19 protein-coding genes are annotated in these 16,004 nt (G+C 62.0%); 16 read left to right on the top strand and 3 right to left on the bottom strand.

The genetic code is table 11. The features are described from left to right. Positions 1-2: 2 nt before the first annotated feature. Genes nuoI through AC2FNS_RS06995 form a run of 10 tightly spaced genes read left to right on the top strand, consistent with a single transcriptional unit; the run spans position 3 to position 10,216 of the window. On the top strand, positions 3-497 hold the full coding sequence (gene nuoI / locus AC2FNS_RS07040; RefSeq protein ID WP_005984030.1) for an NADH-quinone oxidoreductase subunit NuoI: 495 nt from the start codon (positions 3-5) through the stop codon (positions 495-497). Further along, complete coding sequence (locus AC2FNS_RS07035; protein WP_496713560.1) at positions 494-916, top strand: carboxymuconolactone decarboxylase family protein; 423 nt, start codon at positions 494-496, stop codon at positions 914-916. Before nuoI ends, AC2FNS_RS07035 begins: the two co-directional genes overlap by 4 nt. Further along, on the top strand, positions 913-1,515 hold the full coding sequence (locus AC2FNS_RS07030; RefSeq protein WP_496713562.1) for an NADH-quinone oxidoreductase subunit J: 603 nt from the start codon (positions 913-915) through the stop codon (positions 1,513-1,515). The genes AC2FNS_RS07035 and AC2FNS_RS07030 overlap by 4 nt, the downstream gene beginning before the upstream one ends. Before the next feature lie 4 nt (positions 1,516-1,519). Continuing rightward, complete coding sequence (gene nuoK / locus AC2FNS_RS07025) at positions 1,520-1,825, top strand: NADH-quinone oxidoreductase subunit NuoK (protein ID WP_171096971.1); 306 nt, start codon at positions 1,520-1,522, stop codon at positions 1,823-1,825. 6 nt (positions 1,826-1,831) lie between these two features. Then, on the top strand, positions 1,832-3,958 hold the full coding sequence (gene nuoL, locus AC2FNS_RS07020; protein WP_496797504.1) for an NADH-quinone oxidoreductase subunit L: 2,127 nt from the start codon (positions 1,832-1,834) through the stop codon (positions 3,956-3,958). Beyond that, the gene (locus AC2FNS_RS07015) at positions 3,958-5,499 is read left to right on the top strand and encodes an NADH-quinone oxidoreductase subunit M (RefSeq protein ID WP_496713566.1); all 1,542 of its coding nucleotides are present in this window, start codon (positions 3,958-3,960) and stop codon (positions 5,497-5,499) included. Before nuoL ends, AC2FNS_RS07015 begins: the two co-directional genes overlap by 1 nt. A gap of 15 nt (positions 5,500-5,514) precedes the next feature. Then, positions 5,515-6,957: an NADH-quinone oxidoreductase subunit NuoN gene (gene nuoN, locus AC2FNS_RS07010; protein WP_496686131.1), complete on the top strand. Its 1,443-nt coding sequence runs from the start codon at positions 5,515-5,517 to the stop codon at positions 6,955-6,957. A gap of 54 nt (positions 6,958-7,011) precedes the next feature. After that, positions 7,012-7,761 (top strand): biotin--[acetyl-CoA-carboxylase] ligase, encoded by a 750-nt coding sequence (locus tag AC2FNS_RS07005; RefSeq protein ID WP_496712568.1) that lies wholly within the window; start codon positions 7,012-7,014, stop codon positions 7,759-7,761. 11 nt (positions 7,762-7,772) lie between these two features. Next, positions 7,773-8,552 carry a type III pantothenate kinase gene (locus tag AC2FNS_RS07000; RefSeq protein WP_496686135.1) on the top strand — a complete coding sequence of 260 codons (780 nt, stop codon included), beginning with the start codon at positions 7,773-7,775 and terminating at the stop codon, positions 8,550-8,552. After that, positions 8,549-10,216: a ribonuclease J gene (locus AC2FNS_RS06995; protein ID WP_496803805.1), complete on the top strand. Its 1,668-nt coding sequence runs from the start codon at positions 8,549-8,551 to the stop codon at positions 10,214-10,216. Before AC2FNS_RS07000 ends, AC2FNS_RS06995 begins: the two co-directional genes overlap by 4 nt. A gap of 7 nt (positions 10,217-10,223) precedes the next feature. On the opposite strand, the gene AC2FNS_RS06990 is transcribed toward AC2FNS_RS06995, so the two are convergent. Next, a complete protein-coding gene (locus AC2FNS_RS06990) occupies positions 10,224-10,925 on the bottom strand; it encodes an NUDIX hydrolase (protein WP_496686140.1) in 702 nt (233 codons plus the stop codon). A gap of 24 nt (positions 10,926-10,949) precedes the next feature. Continuing rightward, a complete protein-coding gene (locus tag AC2FNS_RS06985) occupies positions 10,950-11,348 on the bottom strand; it encodes a DUF983 domain-containing protein (RefSeq protein WP_496686141.1) in 399 nt (132 codons plus the stop codon). A gap of 219 nt (positions 11,349-11,567) precedes the next feature. On the opposite strand from AC2FNS_RS06985, the gene AC2FNS_RS06980 reads away from it, so the two are divergent. From AC2FNS_RS06980 to AC2FNS_RS06965, 4 genes are read left to right on the top strand one after another with little or no spacing between them, the layout of a single operon-like run. Beyond that, the gene (locus AC2FNS_RS06980) at positions 11,568-12,035 is read left to right on the top strand and encodes an EF-hand domain-containing protein (RefSeq protein WP_496682788.1); all 468 of its coding nucleotides are present in this window, start codon (positions 11,568-11,570) and stop codon (positions 12,033-12,035) included. A 6-nt stretch (positions 12,036-12,041) separates the two neighbouring features. Next, positions 12,042-12,659 carry an RNA polymerase sigma factor gene (locus AC2FNS_RS06975; RefSeq protein ID WP_496803804.1) on the top strand — a complete coding sequence of 206 codons (618 nt, stop codon included), beginning with the start codon at positions 12,042-12,044 and terminating at the stop codon, positions 12,657-12,659. After that, positions 12,643-13,002: a hypothetical protein gene (locus tag AC2FNS_RS06970; protein WP_496712564.1), complete on the top strand. Its 360-nt coding sequence runs from the start codon at positions 12,643-12,645 to the stop codon at positions 13,000-13,002. The genes AC2FNS_RS06975 and AC2FNS_RS06970 overlap by 17 nt, the downstream gene beginning before the upstream one ends. Further along, positions 12,999-13,472 (top strand): periplasmic heavy metal sensor, encoded by a 474-nt coding sequence (locus tag AC2FNS_RS06965; protein WP_496686150.1) that lies wholly within the window; start codon positions 12,999-13,001, stop codon positions 13,470-13,472. Before AC2FNS_RS06970 ends, AC2FNS_RS06965 begins: the two co-directional genes overlap by 4 nt. Positions 13,473-13,477: 5 nt before the next feature. Here AC2FNS_RS06965 and AC2FNS_RS06960 read toward each other — a convergent pair whose 3' ends face one another. Then, complete coding sequence (locus AC2FNS_RS06960; RefSeq protein WP_496712562.1) at positions 13,478-14,872, bottom strand: diguanylate cyclase domain-containing protein; 1,395 nt, start codon at positions 14,870-14,872, stop codon at positions 13,478-13,480. Between the two features lie 87 nt (positions 14,873-14,959). Here AC2FNS_RS06960 and AC2FNS_RS06955 point away from each other — a divergent pair, with 87 nt between their 5' ends. Together AC2FNS_RS06955 and AC2FNS_RS06950 are read left to right on the top strand one after the other, a co-directional pair. Continuing rightward, positions 14,960-15,244: a DUF3572 domain-containing protein gene (locus tag AC2FNS_RS06955; RefSeq protein WP_496712561.1), complete on the top strand. Its 285-nt coding sequence runs from the start codon at positions 14,960-14,962 to the stop codon at positions 15,242-15,244. 26 nt (positions 15,245-15,270) lie between these two features. Beyond that, on the top strand, positions 15,271-15,960 hold the full coding sequence (locus AC2FNS_RS06950) for an HAD family hydrolase (RefSeq protein ID WP_496682775.1): 690 nt from the start codon (positions 15,271-15,273) through the stop codon (positions 15,958-15,960). Positions 15,961-16,004: the final 44 nt, after the last annotated feature.

Genomic DNA, 16,004 nt, shown 5'->3' with positions numbered 1-16,004 from the left:
CAATGACCCAGATCGACTATACCCGTGCGGCCAAGTATTTCCTGCTTCAGGACTTCTGGCAGGGTTTCAAGCTGGGGATGAAGTATTTCTTCGCCCCCAAGGCCACGGTGAACTATCCGCATGAAAAGGGCCCGCTGTCGCCCCGGTTCCGGGGCGAACATGCTCTGCGTCGTTATCCGAACGGCGAGGAACGCTGTATCGCCTGCAAGCTGTGCGAGGCGATCTGCCCGGCCCAAGCCATCACCATCGACGCCGAACCGCGCGAAGACGGCAGCCGCCGCACCACGCGTTATGACATCGATATGACCAAGTGCATCTATTGCGGCTTCTGCCAGGAGGCCTGCCCGGTCGATGCGATCGTCGAAGGGCCGAATTTCGAATTCGCCACCGAGACCCGCGAAGAGCTGTTCTATGACAAGCAGAAACTGCTAGAGAACGGCGACCGCTGGGAAGCCGAGATCGCCCGCAACCTGGAACTGGACGCGCCGTACAGATGAGTGATCCGGTCAAGAACCCATTCGAGCAGATGCTGAAACAGGCACATGACATGGCCAAGGCGTTCAACCCGGCGCTGGAGAGCTATTCGCCCGTCGACGCGATGCGCGGCTTCGAGGCGCTGTGGCCGACCATGCCCAAAGAGGTCATGGAGATGATGTTCGGCAACACCGTCAATCCGGGCGGACTGGATGCCAAGACCCGCCTGTTGCTGACGCTGGCGGGGCTGACCTGTCAGGGCGCGCAGGCCGATACGGCCGTGCGCCAAACGGTGCGCCATGCCATCGAGGCAGGGGCCAAGAAACAAGAGATCGTGGAAACGATCGGTCAAATGTCGGTCTTTGCCGGCATCCCGGCCATGACCCGGGCGCTGGAACTGGCGCAGGAGGCCATGGGCGAAAACGAGGATGATGACCAATGAACGTATTTGCCTTTTACCTCTTTGCCATCAGCGCCATCACCGGCGGGCTGTTCACCGTGATCAGCCGGCAGCCGGTGCATTCGGTGCTGTGGCTGATTTTGGCCTTCCTGTCGTCTGCGGGGCTGTTCGTGCTGCTGGGGGCGGAATTCGTCGCCATGCTGCTGATCATCGTCTATGTCGGCGCGGTGGCGGTGCTGTTCCTGTTCGTGGTGATGATGCTGGACGTGGATTTTGCCGAGCTCAAGGCCGAGATGGCGCGCTACATGCCTTTGGCCCTGTTGATCGGTCTGGTCATCCTGATGCAGTTCGTCATGGCCTTTGGCGCCTGGGACAGCGCACAGGGCGCGGCGGCCAACCTGGCCCAGCCGATCCCGGCGGATCGCCACAACACCGAAGCGCTGGGTGTCATCCTTTACGATCAATACTTCCTTCTGTTTCAACTGGCGGGCCTGATCCTGTTGGTGGCCATGATCGGTGCCATTGTACTGACGCTGCGCCACCGCCAGGACATCAAGCGGCAGGACATCATCGCCCAGATGATGCGCGACCCGGCCAAGGCGCTAGAGTTGAAGGACGTGAAACCGGGGCAGGGACTTTGAGACCATGATCGGACTTGAGCACTATCTTACCGTCGCGACGACGCTGTTCGTCATCGGCATCTTCGGTCTCTTTCTGAACCGCAAGAACGTCATCATCCTGCTTATGAGCATCGAATTGATGCTGCTGGCGGTAAATATCAACCTCGTGGCGTTTTCCAGCTTTCTCGGCGATCTGGTCGGGCAGGTGTTCACGCTGTTTGTGTTGACCGTGGCCGCGGCCGAGGCGGCGATCGGGCTGGCTATTCTGGTCTGCTTCTTCCGCAACCGCGGCACTATTGCGGTTGAAGACGTCAACATGATGAAGGGGTAAGGGATCATGGAAACCACAATCCTCTTTGCCCCGCTCGTGGGCGCGCTGATCTGCGGCTTTGGCTGGAAATTCATCGGCGAAAAGGCCGCGCTGTGGACGGCCACGGGCCTGCTGTTCCTGGCCTGTCTGCTGTCGTGGATCGTCTTCTTCAGCTTTGATGGACAGACCCAGCAGATCGAGATCATGCGCTGGATCGAAAGCGGCTCGCTGTCGACCTCGTGGGCCATTCGTCTGGACCGGCTGACCGCCATTATGCTGATCGTGGTCACTACGGTGTCGGCGCTCGTGCACCTTTATTCGTTCGGCTACATGGATCACGACCCGCAGTGGCGCGAGGGCGAAAGCTACAAGCCGCGCTTCTTTGCCTATCTGTCCTTCTTCACCTTCGCCATGCTGATGCTGGTAACGGCGGACAACCTGGTGCAGATGTTCTTTGGCTGGGAAGGCGTGGGCGTCGCATCCTACCTGCTGATCGGTTTCTACTACCGCAAACCTTCGGCCAATGCGGCGGCGATGAAAGCGTTCATCGTCAACCGTGTGGGCGACTTCGGCTTTGCGCTGGGGATTTTTGCGCTGTTCTTCCTGACCGACAGCATCAACTTCTCGGATATCTTTGCTGCCGCACCCCAGCTGGCGGAAACGCAGCTGACTTTCCTGTGGGGCGAATGGTCTGCGGTCGAGGTCGTCTGCGTGCTGCTGTTCATCGGTGCGATGGGCAAATCTGCGCAGTTGATCCTGCACACCTGGTTGCCGGACGCGATGGAGGGCCCGACGCCCGTGTCGGCGCTGATCCACGCCGCCACCATGGTGACGGCCGGTGTGTTCCTGGTTTGCCGTATGTCGCCGCTGATGGAGTTCGCGCCGGGTGCGACCGGGTTCGTCACTGTGCTGGGGGCCTCGACCGCGTTCTTTGCCGCGACCGTGGGTCTGGTGCAGACCGACATCAAGCGCGTGATCGCCTATTCGACCTGTTCGCAGCTGGGCTACATGTTCGTGGCCGCGGGCGTGGGCATGTATTCGGCGGCGATGTTCCACCTGTTCACGCATGCCTTCTTCAAGGCGCTCTTGTTCCTTGGTGCGGGCTCGGTGATCCACGCCATGCATCACGAACAGGACATGATGAACTATGGCAACCTGCGCAAGAAAATCCCCTACACCTTCTGGGCGATGATGATCGGCACGCTGGCCATCACAGGCGTCGGCATCCCGCTGACCACGATCGGCTTTGCCGGCTTCCTGTCCAAGGACGCCATCATCGAAAGCGCCTATGCCGGCGGGTCGGCCTTTGGCTTCTGGGCGCTGGTGATCGCCGCCGCGATGACCTCGTTCTACAGCTGGCGCCTGATCTTCCTGACCTTCTATGGCGAGGAGCGGGGCGACAAGCACACGCATGAGCACGCGCATGAAAGCCCGATGGTCATGCTGGTGCCGCTGGGTGTTCTGTCGCTGGGCGCCGTGTTCGCGGGCATGATCTGGTACAACAACTTCTTCGGTCACGCCGATCAGGTGGGCAAGTTCTATGGCATTCCGGTTGCCGAGGCGCATGCCGAGGCCGGTGACCATGCCAAGGCCGATGATCATGGCGACGACGCGCATGCCACAGAATCTCATGACGACGAAGCTACGCACGGTGACAAGGCCAAGAGCGGCGACCACCACTATGCTTTTGTCGGCAAACCGGGCGAGGGCGCGCTGTACATCGCGCCGGACAACCATGTTTTGGACGACGCGCATGCTGCGCCGAAATGGGTCAAGATCTCGCCATTCATCGCAATGGTTCTGGGCTTTGGACTGGCCTACCTGTTCTACATCGTGAACCCGGCGCTGCCGAGCCGCCTGGCCGAGAACCAGCGTCCGCTGTACCTGTTCCTCAAGAACAAGTGGTACTTTGACGAAATTTACGACGCGATCCTTGTCAAACCGACTGTGGCCCTGGGCCGGTTCCTGTGGAAGGGCGGTGACGGCAAGGTGATCGACGGTTTCCTGAACGGAGTAGCAATGGGCGTCGTTCCCTTCTTCACCCGCCTCGCAGGCAAGGCGCAGACGGGCTACATCTTCACTTACGCCTTCTGGATGGTTCTGGGCATCGCAGCCCTGGTTACCTGGATGTCGATCGGCGGAGGCGCACACTGATGGACAATATCCTATCCATTGTCACATTCATTCCGGCCATTTCCGCCGGTCTGATGGCGCTGTTCCTGCACGGGAAGGATGCGGCAGCTCAAAGCAATGCCAAGTGGATCGCGCTGGTAGCAACCACGGTCACCTTTCTGGTCTCGATCGGTATCTATACCGAGTTCGACCCCTCGAACACCGGCTTTCAAATGGTGGAAGAGGGCGAATGGCTGATGGGCCTGAAATACAAGATGGGCGTGGATGGCATCAGCGTTCTGTTCGTGCTGCTGACCACCTTCATCATGCCGCTGACCATCCTGGCCAGCTGGAACGTGACCGACCGGGTCAAGGAATACATGATTGCCTTCCTGCTGCTGGAAACGCTGATGCTGGGCGTATTCATGGCTCTGGACCTGGTGCTGTTCTACCTGTTCTTCGAGGCCGGGCTGATCCCGATGTTCCTGATCATCGGGATTTGGGGCGGCAAGGACCGGATCTATGCCAGCTTCAAGTTCTTCCTCTATACCTTCCTCGGCTCGGTTCTGATGCTGGTGGCGATGGTGGCGATGTATGCCGACGCTGGCACCACCGACATTGCCGCGCTAATGACGCACCAGTTCTCGTCCGAGAGCTTCAGCGTGCTGGGCGTCCACATCGTCGGCGGCATGCAGACCTTGCTGTTCCTCGCGTTCTTCGCGTCATTCGCGGTGAAGATGCCGATGTGGCCCGTGCACACCTGGCTGCCTGACGCCCACGTTCAGGCGCCGACGGCGGGCTCGGTCGTGCTGGCGGCGATCCTGCTGAAGATGGGTGGCTATGGCTTCCTGCGCTTCAGCTTGCCTATGTTCCCCGTCGGCTCGGCCGTGATGACCGATGTGGTCCTGTGGCTGTCGGCCATCGCCGTGGTCTACACCTCGTTGGTGGCGCTGGTGCAGGAGGACATGAAAAAGCTGATCGCCTATTCCTCGGTCGCGCATATGGGTTTTGTGACCATGGGCATCTTCGCCGCCAACCAGCAGGGCATCGACGGGGCGATCTTCCAGATGCTCAGCCACGGGTTCATTTCGGCCGCGCTGTTCCTTTGCGTCGGTGTGATCTACGACCGGATGCACACCCGCGACATCGAGGCCTATGGCGGCCTCGTGATCCGCATGCCGGCTTATGCGCTGGTGTTCATGCTGTTCACCATGGCCAATGTAGGCCTGCCGGGCACCAGCGGGTTTATCGGCGAATTCCTGACGCTGATGGGCACTTTCCAGGTCAACACCTGGGTGACAGCAGTGGCGGCCAGCGGTGTGATCTTCTCGGCAGCTTATGCGCTGTGGCTGTATCGCCGCGTGGTCTTTGGCGACCTGATCAAGGAAAGCCTCAAGTCGATCACCGACATGAGCACACGCGAACGCCTGATCTTTGCGCCGCTGATCGTCATGACCATTCTGCTGGGGGTCTACCCGTCGCTGGTTACGGACGTGATCGGCAATTCGACCGCCGCGCTGATTTCGAACTATGACACGGCTCTGGCCGCGGCCGAGGCCGCGACCCAAGTCGCCTCGCACTAAGGGAGCTTTGGAGACATGATCCAGGCTGATCTGATTGTAATCCTGCCGGAAATCATTCTGGCGATCTATGCGATGGTGGCGCTGATCGGGGCGGTCTACACCTCGAAAGACGCGCTGGCCCCCGTGCTGATCTGGGCCACGGCGGGACTGATGGCCGTGTTGGCCTTCTGGATCGCGGCAAACGGTGAGGGCACGAACGTAGCCTTCAACGGAATGTTCGTCGATGACGGGTTCTCGCGCTTTGCCAAGGTTGCCATCCTGTTGTCGGCGGCCGCGGTTCTGGTCATGAGCCAGGACTATATGGCGCGCCGCAACATGCTGCGGTTCGAATATCCGCTGCTGGTGGCGCTGGCAGCGGTCGGCATGATGATGATGGTCAGCGCGGGCGATCTGATGTCGCTATACATGGGGCTCGAGCTGCAGTCTCTGTCGCTGTATGTCGTGGCCGCGCTGCGCCGCGACAGCGCCAAATCGACCGAGGCGGGCCTGAAATATTTCGTGCTGGGCGCGCTCAGTTCGGGCCTGCTGCTGTTCGGGGCGTCGCTGGTCTATGGCTTCTCCGGGACCACGCTGTTTTCGGGGATCGTGTCTACGGTGCATCATGGCGAGGTCTCGGTCGGCCTGCTGATCGGGCTGGTTCTGCTGATCTCGGGGCTGGCGTTCAAGGTGTCGGCCGTGCCGTTCCATATGTGGACGCCGGATGTCTACGAAGGCTCGCCCACGCCGGTCACGGCGTTTTTCGCCACTGCGCCCAAGGTTGCGGCCATGGGTCTGTTCGCGCGGGTGCTGCATGACGCCTTTGGCGGCGCGGTCGCCGACTGGCAGCAGGTGATCGTCCTGCTGTCGGTCCTGTCGATGCTGTTGGGCGCCATCGCGGCCATCGGTCAGCGCGACATCAAGCGGCTGATGGCCTATTCGTCGATTGCACATATGGGCTATGCGCTGATCGGTCTGGCGGCGGGCACGGCGCTGGGGATCAAGGCGATGCTAATGTATCTGGCGATCTACGTGACCATGAACATCGGCACCTTTGCCTTCATCCTGATGATGGAGCGCGACGGCAAGCCCGTGACCGACATCGACGCTCTGCGCCAGTTTTCTAAGCGTGACCCGGGCAAGGCGCTCGCCGTTCTGATCCTGATGTTCAGCCTGGCGGGTGTGCCGCCGATGCTGGGTTTCTTTGCCAAGCTGGGCGTCTGGCAGGCCGGTGTCGATGCCGACCTGATCGGGTTGGTCATCGTTTCGGCCATCTCGTCGGTCATCGGTGCGTTCTATTATCTACGGATCGTGTTCTACATGTATTTCGGGGACGAGAACGAAGACCCGATCGACACTCGGTCGTCGCCCGTTCTATGGGCGGCGCTGATGGGGTCGGCGGCGCTGATGTTGATCGGCGTATTCTATCAGTTCGGGATCGAGGGCGCGGCCACCGCCGCCGCGGCAACGCTTGTCAACTGATCTGCTGTCCGTACGAAACAGAGGGGCTCGGTCGCAGGACCGGGCCTTTTTGCGATGAGTGACTGGCCCAAGGGATATGGCCTGCACGTCGTGCAGGAGGTCGACAGCACCTTGAACGAGGCCGCCCGTATCGCGCCCACCGCAACCGGGCCGGTCTGGATCATGGCGCATCACCAGACGGCCGCGCGGGGGCGGCGCGGCCGGGTCTGGGCCAACCCCAAGGGGAATTTGGCCGCAACCTTGCTGATGCGCCCCGAAGGCAACCCGGAACAGGCGGCGCTGCGCAGCTTTGTTGCGGCGCTTGCGCTGTTCGATGCTGTGGTCTCGGTGACCGGGCGGGCGGCGGGGATGTCGCTGAAATGGCCCAATGACGTGCTGCTGAACGGCGGCAAACTGGCGGGCATTCTGTTGGAAAGCACGGGGCAGGGGCGCGGCGTGTCGCATCTGGCGATCGGCATCGGGGTGAACCTGGCTGACGCTCCTGCGCCCGACACCGTCGAGCCCGGCGCGCTGCGACCGGTCTCGCTGCTGTCGGAAACCGGCGCTCAGGTCCTGCCCGAGGATTTCCTGACGGAACTGGCCGCCGCCTATGCCCGATATGAGGCGCAGTTCACGACCTATGGATTCGAGCCCATCCGCACGGCCTGGCTGTCTCGTGCCGCAAAGCTGGGCAAGGTCATCACGGCCCGTACCGCCACGTCCGAGACCGTCGGAACCTTTGAAACGGTGGACGCGGGCGGCAACCTTGTCCTAAACACCGCCAAGGGCCGGGTCAGCATTCCGGCGGCAGACGTCTATTTCTGAAAGGGGCGCAGATGCTTCTGGCCATTGATTGCGGCAATACCAACACCGTGTTCTCGATCTGGGATGGCGAGAAATTCCTGTGCACCTTGCGCACCTCGACCCACCATGCGCGCACGGCCGATGCCTATTTCACCTGGTATTCCACCCTGGTGAAACATTACGGGATCGAGGCCGACATTACCGATGTCATCATCGCCTCGACCGTGCCGCGGGTGGTGTTCAACCTGCGCGTCTTTGCCGACCGGTTCTTTGGATGCCGGCCGTTGGTCGTGGGCAAGCCCGATTGCCTGCTGCCGGTTCCGCCGCGGATTGATGAAGGCACGATTCCCGGCCCGGACCGGCTGGCCAATGCCGCGGGTGCCTTCGACCGTCATGGCGGCAACGTCGTGGTGGTGGATTTTGGCACCGCCACCAATTTTGACGTGGTCGCGGCTGATGGCGCCTATGTCGGCGGCGTGATCGCGCCGGGGGTGAACCTCAGCCTCGAGGCGCTGCACCAAGGCGCTGCCGCGCTGCCGCATATCGATGTGTCGCGGCCCGACAAGGTGATCGGTACGAATACGGTTGGCTGTATCCAGTCGGGCGTGTATTGGGGATATTCCGGCCTGATCGAAGGCCTGATCGCCCGCATCAAGGCCGAATACGGCATGCCGATGAAGGTTGTCGGAACCGGCGGCCTTGCCCCGCTGTTCGATCAGGCCGATGTGGGCTTTGACGCAATTGAAGATGATCTGACGATGCACGGTCTAACCGTGATCCATCGCTACAACAAGGAAAATGGCTCGGCATGAGCAGTGAACGACTGATCTATTTGCCGCTGGGCGGCGCGGGTGAAATCGGCATGAACGCCTATGTCTACGGATATGGCGCGCCCGGCGAGGAACGGTTGATCCTGGTTGATCTGGGCGTGACCTTCCCCGACATGGACACCACGCCGGGCGTCGACCTGATCTATGCCGATATCTCGTGGCTGAAAGAACGCGCCGACCGGCTCGAGGCGATTTTCATCACCCACGCACACGAAGACCATGTCGGCGCCGTGGCGCTGTGCCATGAAATGCTGGGTGCGCCGATCCATGCGCGGGCATTCACCGCCAACATCGCCCGCAAGAAGATGGAAGAGGCTGGCCACCCCGAGGATGCGGTGCGCACCGTTTCGGCCTGGCCCGAGCAGGTCAAAGCCGGGCCTTTCACCGTGGGGTTCCTGCCGGTGTCGCACTCGATCCCCGAAAGCGCCGCGCTGGTGATCGACACGCCCGCCGGGCGCATCGTGCATTCGGGTGACTTCAAACTGGACACGACCCCCGTGGTCGGCGAGCCCTTTGACGAGGCCCTGTGGGCCGAGGTGGCAAAACCCGGCGTCAAGGCGCTGGTCTGCGACAGCACGAACGTGTTCTCGCCCCATCCCGGCCGGTCGGAATCCGAGGTCGGGCCCGCCATCACTCAATTGGTCGAGCAGGCCAGCGGGATGGTCGTGGCAACAACCTTCGCCTCGAACGTGGCGCGGGTGAAAACTCTCGCCGAGGCCGGCCACCGGGCCGGGCGGTCGGTCGTGCTGCTGGGTCGGGCCATGCGGCGGATGATCGAAACGGCCACCGAAACCGGGATTCTGACCGATTTCCCGCGCGTGGTCAGCGCCGAAGAGGCGTTGGACCTGCCGCGCCAGAACCTGATGCTGATCGTCACCGGAAGCCAGGGGGAACGCCGTGCGGCCAGCGCACAGCTGGCGCGTGGCAAATACCGGGGGATCGAGCTGAAAGAGGGCGACCTGTTTCTGTTTTCATCCAAGACCATTCCGGGTAACGAACGCGGCGTGATCCGCATCATGAACCAACTGAGCGAGAAAGGCGTGGACGTCGTCGATGACAGCAATGGGCTGTATCATGTATCCGGCCACGCCAACCGCCCGGATCTGGAACGGGTGCATGCGCTGGTCGACCCGCAGATGGTCATCCCGATGCATGGCGAGCACCGGCACCTGCGCGAACATGCCAAGCTGGCCGAGGCCGGTGGACGGGCTGGTGTGCTGGCCGTCAACGGCACCATGCTGGACCTGTCGGGGAACGCGCCGCAGGTGGTCGACTATGTCGAAACCGGGCGCACATACCTGGACGGCTCGGTCAAGGTCGGGGCACTGGACGGTGTGGTGCGCGACCGCATCCGCATGGCGCTGAACGGGCATGTGATCGTGACCGTCATCCTGGACGAAGACGACGAGCCCCTGGGCGAGCCCTGGTGCGATACGATGGGCCTGCCTGAAACCGGCGCGTCGCGTGCCGGGCTGGTCGAGGTGCTGGAAGAGGACCTGAATCAGTTCCTGATGCGGGCCGACGTCAAGACGCTGCGCGACGACGACAAGCTGGAAGAGGCCATGCGCCGCATCGTGCGCCAAAGCGCCCAGATCGAGATCGGCAAGAAGCCCGAAGTGACTGTGGTGATCAGCCGGATGAAGTGATCTGGCCTCAGCCCGTTTCGGGCATCGGGCGGCCTTTGAGACGCTGGAACAGGCTGGCTTCCTCGTTGTTGAGGAAGAAGGGCACCGAAGCTGGCGGGGCCGGGTCGGTGACCCGTGCTTCGACCTCGGCCAGCACCACCTCGGTGATGAAGGGCAGGTCGAAATCGCGGGCCTGATCCAGCGGGATCCACTGCAGGTGCGACAGCTCGTCAGAGGCTTGGCTGAAGTCGTCCGGATCGTTGGCGATGGCGTCAGCATCCACCAGAAAGAACCGCGCGTCGAACCGGCGCGGCCGGCCCGGTGGCGTGACTGCCCGGAACACGAACTGCAAGGGCTGCGCCGAAGGCAGGAACCCGCGCTCAGCGAAGCTGATCCAGTCCTGCGGGGCAGGTCCGGGCCATTGCCCGGGAACCCCCAGGATCAGGCCGGTTTCTTCCCACAACTCGCGGATCGCGGCTGCCGCCAATGCTGTCTGCAGGCCGTTGGGGGCCTGATCGGCCAGGCGTTGGTGGCAGATATTAGGCAGGGGCGCGGCCAGCGGCACACGGGCATCCTCGGGGTCGACCGCGCCGCCGGGAAACACGAACTTGTTCGGCATGAAGGCCGCGGCTGCGCCGCGCTGGCCCATCAGGATCGCCGGCTTTTCATGGCGATCGCGCAGCACGATCACGGTTGCTGCGTCGCGAATGGCAGATTTGTCTACGGTCATGTTCGGATCAAGCCCGCGGCCAAATCATTTCGAGTCGCCGAACCCGTGCATTCGCCGAGCCCATTGAAACCCGACGACTGCTCCCTTGAGTCGCGGCAGCAGATACAAGGACAACGCCACACAGCCCACCGAGAACATCAGCGCCATGGTCAGCGGGTCCGGCCGGAAGTGGACATAGGACACGTGCAACGCCGGGGCCAGCAGGTGGCCGACGATCAGGATCGTCAGATAGGCCGGGCCGTCATCCGCCCGGTGGTGGAACAGGTCCTGACCGCACTCGTTGCAGGTGTCATTCACCTTCAGATAGCTGTGCAACAGCTGCCCTTTGCCGCAATTTGGACATTTGCAACGGAACCCCTTTACCAAGGCCGGCCAAGTTGGCCGATCGTCATGGGCCATGATTTCCACAGTTTGGTCTGTCATCTTGATACTCGCGCTCGGATTTGGATGAATATTGCGCTTGTTTGGGCCGCCCGGAAAGGGGGGTGCGTCGCTTTGCGCGTGCCGTTTCCGAATATATGACCCCGCAATCCGAATTTTTCGACAAAAAATTTTCGTCAGCGCGACGGAAACCCCACGGCGCGGCGTTTGAACAGATGTAAGCAGCGGCACAGGGCCGCGGCAACATAAGGGAACCGAGCAATGAAAAGCGCAAAATTCATCTCTGCCATCGTTCTGTCTGCGGTTGCGATCACCGGGACATCGGCTTTGGCGAAAGGTCCGCGGGATCATGCCCCCATCAGTTTCCAGGACCTGGATGCGAACGGCGACGGCCAGGTGACCAAGGCCGAGATGGAAGAACATCGCACGCAAAAGTTCACCACGATGGATGCAGATGGGGATGGCAAGCTGAGCGTCGAGGAAATGCAGGCCGCGGCACAGGCCAAAGCCGACGCGCGCGTGACGGACATGTTTGCGCGTCATGATGCCGACAAGGACGGCTTTTTGACCGAGGATGAGTTGCCCAAGCCGCGCCGGGCTGACAAGATGTTCGACCGGATGGACGCGGACGGGAACGGGTCGTTGTCCGAAGAGGAGTTCGCGGATGCGAAGGACCGGATGGGGCGGCACCACAGGAAAGGTGGTCGTCCCGGCGCAGACGACAAGTGATGCGGGATGGAGGATCTGACCTCCTCAGCGCAAAAGTTCCGCGGCGACCGAGTCGCCGCGGAAGACCTGAGCGACGAGCGGTTGCTGAGGTTGTTCGCCGATGGCGACGCGGCGGCGGCGCGGGTGCTTACCGATCGGCTGGGGCCGCGCTGTTTCTCGGTGGCCTTGCGCATGTTGAACAACCGCGCCGAGGCCGAAGACGTGACCCAAGAGGCGATGATGCGCCTTTGGAAGGTCGCGCCGGATTGGGTGCCGGGGCAGGCAAGGGTTTCAACCTGGCTGTACCGGGTGACCCTGAACCTGTGCATCGACCTGCGTCGCAGAAAGTCGGCGGACGCGCTCGACGGTACCCCTGAACCTCAGGATGACAGCGCGGGCGCTGTCGAACAGATGCAGCAGAAGGCCCGGTTGAACGCCCTGAACGGGGCCTTGGAGCAATTGCCGGAACGCCAGCGTCAGGCAGTGATTCTGAGGCATATCGAAGAATTGTCGAACCCCGAGATTGCCCAGATCATGCGAATCTCGGTCGAAGCGGTGGAAAGCCTGGTGGCTCGGGGAAAACGGACGCTGACAGCAATCCTGTCGGGTCGACGAGAGGAGTTGGGATATGACGACTTCAGATGATGACACGGATCTGGACCTGCTGTTCGCCGAGGCGCGGCGGAGCAGCCCTGAATTGCCGGACGATCTGGCCGTTCGCATCCTGACCGATGCCGAGGCGGTACGTCTTGAACGGTCGCGACCGGCCGTGCCCGCAGACCGTGGTCTGATCCGCAGCCTGTACGACGAGCTGGGCGGGTGGCAGGGTCTGGGCGGGCTGATGGCTGCAAGCGTCGCAGGGGTCTGGGTGGGGTTTGCCGCGCCCTCGTACCTGCCTGATCCGGCAAGCTACTTCGTATCGCAGGACACATCCTACTTGGTGGCGAATATGGGGTTGGAACCCACCTTTCTGGAGGAATTGGAATGACCGAAACCGTCAAGCAACCGCGCCGCTGGATGACCATTCTTCTGGTGGCCTCGTTGGGTCTGAACCTGTTGGTTGCCGGTGTGTTGCTGGGCGCCGTCCTGCGGTTCCGTGGCGATCATGTCGATGTCCCCCCAGGGTTCGGGCCGGCTCTGTTCCGGGCTCTTCCCGAAACTGACCGAAAAGCCTTGCGAGATGAATTGTTCGATGAGCACAGGCGCGGGGCCAGGCAACGCGCCCAGGATTTTGCCGAGCTGGGCGAAGCCCTGCGCGCAGTTCCTTTCGATCCGGTCTTGGTCGAGAACGTTCTGAAAGAGCAGGCGGCCACAACTGCCCTGATCCAGTCGAACTTACAGAAAAAATGGCTGTCGCGTGTGACGAAAATGACCGACGCCGAGCGGAAGGCCTATGCCGATCGTCTCGAACAGGTGGTCAAGGATCGACGCTCGCGCAAGCCCGGTCGCGAACACTAGCCCCGTCAGGCGGCGCTCAGGCTCACTTGGTTGCGACCAGACCGTTTGGCGGCGTAGAGGGCTTGATCGGCGCACTTGATCAGACTGAGCGCTGCGCCGGGACCCTCAGCAATCGGATTGGTGTGTGGGTCGCACAGTTTCAGGCCGACGCTGACTGTAACGGTCAGCCGCGTGGGCACATCAGGCAGGACAAAAGGCGTGGCAGAAATGCGGGTGCAGATCTCGTCCGCTTTTCTTTTGGCCTCGGCCTCGGTAGTGTCGGGCATCCCGATCAGAAACTCTTCGCCGCCGATCCGGGCCAAAAAGGCGCCCGCGCCCAAGTTGCGCTTCATACGCTTCGCGGCCTCGATCAAAATCTGATCGCCGGCAGCATGGCCGAACCGATCATTGATCGATTTGAAATGATCCAGGTCGGCAAGCATGATCGCATAGCTCCGGCCGGTTTCCCTCGATCGCGCCATGATCCGGGCCAGAGCAGACAGTGCGAACCGGCGGTTGTTCAGCCCGGTCAGAGGGTCGATCAGAGAGTCTTCCAACCCGCGCCGAAGCGCCGCCCGCATGTGATCGTCCTGCGCTTTTCGCGCGATCAGCGCGCCGATCCGCAGCGAAACCTCGTGCGCGCAGAACCCGCCCATGCAGATCGCGTCGGCGCCCCGGTCCAGCGCGTCGGCGGCAAGAGCCGCGTTGTCATCCGCGATGACGCCGATCACCGCGGTCTTGCGGGTACCGTTGCGTGACTTGAGGTCGGTCAGAAGGTTCAAGTCCTGAGCGTCGCGATCCAGGTCCACGACGATGGCGTCCGGGATCGAACCCGACAGCAAGCCGCGCAGGTTGGGAATGGTGTGGGCCGAGATCGTCTGACCGGATAGCTCAGCCAGCGCGCGGCGCCATATCGCACCCCGTGAAGCCGAGCGAGCCAGAATGGCGATCCGGTCGGTGCGGGTACGCGCGACAAACGGGTCGGGCGCCTCGGAAAAGCCGATGGATTGCACGTCATTCCTGCCGCGCAGGTCCTGCGTTTCGGCGCGTGCACGCAGCAGGCTGCGGACTCGCGCCAATAGGTATGTGTCCTTGAAGGGATACGGCAGAACGTCGTCGAGCCCGTCCGAAAGGGCGCGCAACCGGGCGGTCTTATCATTGTGCTGCGCGATCGCGACGACGGGAACATCACGAAGCTGTGGATCGCACTGGACCAGTTTCTTCACCTCCGATGCGGTGCCGTCCGCCAATGTCATCGCCGTCAGAACCAGATCGGGCTGTACACGCCGCACCAAGGCGGGCAGGCCAGCCAGCTTGTTGCCCTGCGCCACCTGATACCAGGCAGCCGTCAGCTGCACCTTTAGCATGATGCGATTGGTCGAGACCCCATCAAGAACCAGGATGGTTCCCTGCACGGACATGGCTTTCACCGTTGGTTGAATGTGTTGCCAAAGTGTTTATGACTCTGGTTAACAAACCCTTTCCAACTGCCGCCGTTCGAGAGATTTATGACGATATCCTCCGAAAATGCCGAGACGCTGGCGTTGAATGCGCTGGGTTGGCTTGCCGGCAATGACGATTTGCTGCCAGTTTTTCTGGGTTCGACCGGGGCGTCGATCACAGATCTTCGTGACCGCGCCGCAGAGCCTGAATTCCTGATGTCTGTGCTCGAGTTTCTGATGCTTGACGATTCGTGGGTCATGGCGTTCTGTGACGACAATTCCGTGCCCTATGAAAGTCCGGCGCAGGCCCGGACGGCCTTGGCGGGAGGGGCCGATATTCACTGGACGTGACCGGGCCTGAATTTGGAGAAAACGACATGCAGATCGAAGCCCTGGTGTTCGACAAAGACGGAACTCTGTTCGACTTTGCGGCCACTTGGGGCGCGTTCGGCGCGGCTGTTCTGCGGCGGCTGGGCGGCGGCGACGACGCGCGCGCCGCGCGGTTGGGCGAGGCGATCGGATTTGATCCGGTGCGCGGTACCTACGCGTCCGACAGCATCGTGGTCGCGGGTACGATCGATGAGATCGTGGATGTACTGGCCTCGCAACTGCCCGAATGGTCGCGGGCCGGTCTGATCGAGATGCTCAATGCCGAATCCGCATGCGCGACGCAGGTCGAGGCGGTTGCCCTGGCCCCGTTTCTGCGCGGTCTGAAACAGGCCGGCAAAAGGCTGGGCGTTGCCACGAATGACGGCGAGATGCCTGCACGGGAACACTTGGCTTCGGTCGGGGTCAGTCATCTGTTCGATTTCGTTGCGGGCTATGACAGCGGCTACGGCTTCAAGCCCGCTCCGGGCCAGTTGCTGGCCTTTGCCGAACATATCGGCGTTGCGCCGTCGCAGACCGCCATGGTTGGTGACAGCCTGCACGACATGCAGGCCGGTCGGGCAGCCGGCATGACGACGATCGGTGTGCTGACGGGCATGGCCTCGGCGCAGGACCTGGCGCCTCTGGCCGATGTGGTTCTGCCGGATATTGGGCATATTCCGGCCTGGCTGGGGATTTGACCGGAACGGGCGCCAAAAAAAATCGGCGTTTCATGATTTGAAAC

It is taken from the genome of Ruegeria sp. BHSA191, from assembly GCF_059613325.1.
The sequence above is the reverse complement of the archived record's forward strand: the minus strand, read 5'-3'. Positions and strand labels throughout refer to the sequence as shown.